The organism is Aeromonas sp. R4-1, from assembly GCF_040908325.1.
Lineage (GTDB): Bacteria > Pseudomonadota > Gammaproteobacteria > Enterobacterales > Aeromonadaceae > Aeromonas > Aeromonas veronii.
The window spans coordinates 1-5,069 of sequence record NZ_JBFODM010000032.1 but is presented as its reverse complement, the minus strand read 5'-3'; the positions used below and the strand labels follow the sequence as shown (position 1 = coordinate 5,069).

Below are 5,069 nucleotides of genomic sequence, written 5' to 3'. Positions count from 1 at the left end.
CTGGTCGCTGGCCAGACTTTCACCTTCACCACCGACCAGACCGTGGTTGGCAACAAAGACAAAGTGGCCGTGACCTATGCAGGTTTCGCCAACGATCTGCGCGTCGGCAACCGCATCCTGGTTGATGACGGCCTGATCGGTCTGGACGTTATCGAAATCACCGAGCGCGAAGTTATCTGTAAAGTGCTGAACAACGGTGACCTGGGCGAGAACAAGGGCGTTAACCTGCCGGGCGTCTCCATCAAGCTGCCGGCCCTGGCCGAGAAAGACAAGCGCGACCTGATCTTTGGTTGCGAGCAAGGCGTTGATTTCGTTGCTGCTTCTTTCATCCGCAAGAAAGAAGACGTTCTGGAAATCCGTGAGCACCTGAAAGCCCACGGTGGCGAGAACATCCAGATCATCTCCAAGATCGAAAACCAGGAAGGTCTGGACAACTTCGACGAGATCCTGGCTGTTTCCGACGGCATCATGGTTGCTCGTGGCGACATGGGTGTAGAGATCCCGGTTGAAGAAGTTATCTTCGCCCAGAAGATGATCATCGCCAAGTGCAACAAAGCCCGCAAAGTGGTTATCACTGCCACCCAGATGCTGGACTCCATGATCAAGAACCCGCGTCCGACCCGCGCCGAAGCTGGTGACGTGGCCAACGCCATCCTGGACGGTACCGACGCAGTCATGCTGTCCGGTGAATCCGCCAAGGGTAAGTACCCGCTGGAAGCCGTGACCATCATGGCAACCATTTGCGAGCGTACCGATGCCGTGATGCCGTCCAACCTGTCTGCTGCCAACGACAGCAACAAGCTGCGCATCACCGAGGCCGTATGTAAAGGCGCCGTAGAGACCTCCGAGAAGCTGGACGCCCCGCTGATCGTGGTCGCTACCGAAGGCGGCAAGTCTGCCAAGGCCATTCGCAAGTACTTCCCGAAAGCCTGGATCCTGGCTATCACCACCAACAAGAAAACTGCTGCCCAGCTGGTTCTGACCAAGGGTGTGGTTGCTCACGTGGTTGACAGCATCGCCTCTACCGACGATTTCTATCGCATCGGTAAAGAAGCCGCGCTGGAAATCGGCATGGGTCTGAAAGGTGACGTGGTTGTGATGGTCTCCGGTGCTCTGGTACCGAGCGGCACCACCAACACCGCTTCTGTTCACGTTCTTTAATCAGAGCTGAACGAGTTGAAAACGGCGCCTGCGGGCGCCGTTTTTTTTGTCCCTCCCCCCTGCTTACCTGACAAGCCCGGTGTTAGAATCCACGCGAATTTAATCTATGCGGGAAATCTCCCGAATATCGCGTAATAACCCGGAAGTTATATGCCCTCAATACGTTTTAAAAGAGTCTCGGCCACCCTGTTGCCGCTGCTCTGTCTCCTCGCCAGCCTCTGCGTGCCGCAAGCCATGGCGCAAGATGTCCCCTCTCGCAACGCAGTTCAGCGAGCGCTGGATGGTCTGGGTAAATCAGAGACCCTGACCGTCAGTCAGCAAGCGGATCAGAAGTTGCTGACCGAAACCCTCGCCCTGCTCGACAGCATCGACAAGGAAGAGGCGAAGGCCAAGACCCAGGCCCAGCGGATCCGCAACCTGCCCACCGAACTCAGAGAGATCAGCGCCAAGCTCGATGCCCTGACCAAGGGCAAGAGTGCCGAGCAGATCAAGAGCGAATACGCCAGCATGAGTCTGGCAGAGCTCGACAGCCGTCAGCCGGAAGTGCTGGCCAACATGCAGGCGGCCCAGGAGGCCCTCGGCGCCATCGGCAGCCAGCTCACCAGCTTGCAGACCCTGCCGGAGCGGGCCCAGGCCAGCATGAGCCGCGCCTACCAGCGCAGTCAGGAGATCCGTACCCGCCTCAACGCCGGTGAAAGCGTCTCCAGCGCCGAGAAGATGAAGCTCGGTGCCGAGCTGGCCCTGCTCGACCTGCAACTGGCCCACCTGCAAAAGGAGCTAGATAACCGTACCAGCATGCAGGATCTGGCGATCAAGCAGCGCGACTACCAGAGTGCCCGTCTCGCCAGCGAAGAGCAGAAACTGCAGCTGTTGCAGGATCAGAGCAGCGCCAAGCGCCTCGGCGACACCGAAAAAACCGCCGAGCAGACCGGTGAATTGGTGGCGACCGAAGACAGCCCGCTGGTGCAAAAAGAGCAGGAGCTCAACCACCAGCTCAGCCAGCAGCTGATCGGTGCCACTACCAGCCTCAACTCGCTGGTACAGAAAAACCTGCAAGCCAAGAGCTGGCTGGAGCGCGGCATCCAGACCGAGCGCAACCTCAATGAACAGGTGCAGATGCTCAAGGGTAATCTGCTGCTGTCGCGCATCCTCTATCAGCTCTACCAGCAGCTGGAAGCGGCACCCACCATCGCCGTCAAAAACCTGGAAGAGCAGATTGCCGATCTGCATCTGGCCCAGTTTGAACTGAGCCAGCAGCGTGACCAGCTGTTCCAGAAGAACCTCTATCTGGACAATCTGATCGCTAGCAGCAAGGATCCGGTGGGCGAGGAGGACAAGGAGAGCCTTGCCAAGCTGCTCGACACCCGCATCAATCTGCTCGATCAGCTCAACCGCCAACTCGACAGCCAGCTCACCAACGCCATCAGCCTGCAGCTGACCCAGCAGCAGCTGGCGCGGGTCTATGCCTCTATCGAATTTACCCTGCAGCAACACATCTTCTGGGTAAGCAGCAACAAGCCCATCGACAGCAAGTGGTTTATCAGCTGGCCCGCCCAGGCCTACAAACAGGCCTCCGACTGGGTATTGAAACCGGACTGGAAACGCTGGCGCGAAGAGCTCTTAGGGATCTCCCTGCTCGCCTTCCCGCTGCTGCTGATCGGCGGCCTGCTGGTCTGGAAACGCCCTGCGCTGGTTGAGCGCGAGAAGAAGATCACCAAGGACCTTGGCCGTTTCCGTCAGGACAGCCAGTGGCACACCCCGCGCGCCCTGCTCTATACCGTGCTGCAACGCCTGCCGGGCAGCATGTTCATTCTGGCTGGCGGTCTGCTGCTCACCTACTGCGGTCTGCTCAGTCCCAAGCTGATGTTCCAGATCACCCTGAACCTCGCCCTCGGTTATCTGGTGTTCAGCGTCTATCTGGCGGTGATGCGCCCGGGCGGTATCGCCGAAACCCACTTCCGGATCCCGAAAGCGGAGCTGCAGGCCAAGCGCAACAGCATGCGCTACATCTGGTTGCCACTGCTGCCGCTCATCATGCTCGCGACCAAGGCGGTGGTTGAACCCTCCACCCTGGGCAACGATGTGATCGGCCAGGCCATGACCCTGACCCTGCTGGGGCTGGCCGCCTATCTGGTGTTCCCCATCTCCCGCGCCCGCATCAAGGGCGAGGCGAGCATGCAGAAGTCGCTGATCGCCATTGCCCTGGCGCTGGCACCGGTGGCGCTGATCGTGCTGGCCGTGCTCGGTTACTACTACACCGCGCTGAAGCTGACCGGTCGCCTGATCGAATCCTTCTACCTCATCATCATCTGGAGCCTGGTCTACCGCACCGCTCTGCGTGGTCTGGAGCTGGCTGCCCGTCGTCTGGCCTACCGCCGTGCGGTGGCCAAGCGTGAGCACAAATCTTCGGAAGATGCGGAAGGTGGCGAGTCCATCGAAGAGCAGCCCATGGATCTGGAGGATGTCAGCCAGCAGTCCCTGCGTCTGACCCGTACCGTGCTGATGCTGATCTTCGGCGTCGCCTTCTACTGGCTCTGGTCCGATCTGGTCGCGGTCTTCTCCTACCTCGACAGCATGGTGCTGTGGCACCGCAGTGAAGGCACCGGCGCCAACGCCGTGCTCTTCCCCATCAGCCTGAGTGATGTGCTGATCGGCTTCCTGCTGCTCGGCGGTGCCTGGTCACTGGCGCGCAACCTGCCGGGCTTGCTGGAGGTGCTGGTGCTCTCCAAGCTCAACCTGGCTCAGGGGACCGCCTACGCCATCACCACCATGCTCAACTACGTGCTGATCGGCTTTGGCTCCCTCACCGCTCTCTCCATGATGGGTGTTCAGTGGGACAAGCTGCAGTGGGTAGCGGGTGGTCTGTCAGTCGGTATCGGTTTCGGCATGAAGGAGATCCTCTCCAACTTCGTCTCCGGCATCATCATCCTGTTCGAGCGTCCGGTGCGGATCGGTGACACCGTCACCATCGGCTCCTTCTCCGGTACAGTCTCGCGGATCCGCATTCGCGCCACCACCCTGACCGACTTCGACCGCAAAGAGGTGATCATCCCCAACCAGCAGCTGATGACAGAACGGCTCATCAACTGGTCGCTGAGTGACACCGTCACTCGGGTGATCGTGCGGGTGGGCGTGGCGTATGGCTCGGATCTCGAGCTGACCCGCACCCTGCTGAAACAGGCGGCCGACGAAAACAGTCGGGTGCTGAAAGACCCGGCTCCCATCGTCTACTTCCTCACCTTTGGCGCCAGCACCCTGGATCACGAGCTGCGCTTCTTCGTGAGCGAACTGGGGGATCGCAACCCGGCGGTGGACGAGTTGAACCGCAAGATCGACCAGCTGTTCCGCGAGAACGGCATCGAGATCGCCTTCAACCAGATGGATGTCTACATCAAGAACATGCAGGGCGAAGAGCAGAAGGTGGAGTCTAACTCCGCCGCCCTGCCGCCGCCAGCAGAAGATGGCAAGCAGCCAGCCTGATAGCGAACTGCATTAATCTGATAGCAACAGCCGCTCACCCAGGTGAGCGGCTTTTTTATGGCTCTGTCCCAATTACGTGTTGAAAGGCTAATCTTGAAGTAGGCCATCACCTTGAGGTCAACCATCATGGATACCCCAGCCTTTCAACACCTGCTGTCTCTCTTTCCCCAGTTAACCCTGCGCCAGCGCCGTGTTGCTCAGCAGGAGCTCACTGCACCCCACACGATTACCTCGCTCAATACTCAGTTACCGGCATGCAGTGGCTGCCCCCATTGTCAGGCCGATGTTACCCAGCTGGCGCCTTGGGGATGGAGTCGGGGGCTGCGCCGCTACCGTTGCAAACTGTGTCTGCGCACCAGCACCGTTCTGACCAAGACGCCCTTGGCCAGATTGCGTAAAGCACAGTGCTGGGAAGACTACGCGCAAGC

General features: G+C 59.6%; 2 protein-coding genes and 1 pseudogene. All 3 read left to right on the top strand.

Going from position 1 to position 5,069, the window contains the following annotated elements:
- Nucleotides 1-1,161 (top strand): pyruvate kinase PykF (gene pykF, locus AB5Y90_RS04225; RefSeq protein WP_368166603.1); only part of this gene is annotated, 1,161 nt, incomplete at its 5' end.
- 150 nt (nucleotides 1,162-1,311) lie between these two features.
- Nucleotides 1,312-4,641, top strand: coding sequence for a mechanosensitive channel MscK (gene mscK, locus AB5Y90_RS04220; protein ID WP_201990817.1), 3,330 nt, complete (start codon nucleotides 1,312-1,314; stop codon nucleotides 4,639-4,641).
- A gap of 126 nt (nucleotides 4,642-4,767) precedes the next feature.
- A pseudogene (locus AB5Y90_RS04215) lies at nucleotides 4,768-5,069 on the top strand (IS1595 family transposase); the annotation flags it as partial.

What these genes read in the sequence shown, in the direction of transcription:
- mscK (WP_201990817.1), top strand. Translation starts at nt 1,312, where the DNA reads ATGCCCTCAATACGTTTTAAAAGAGTCTCGGCCACCCTGTTGCCGCTG.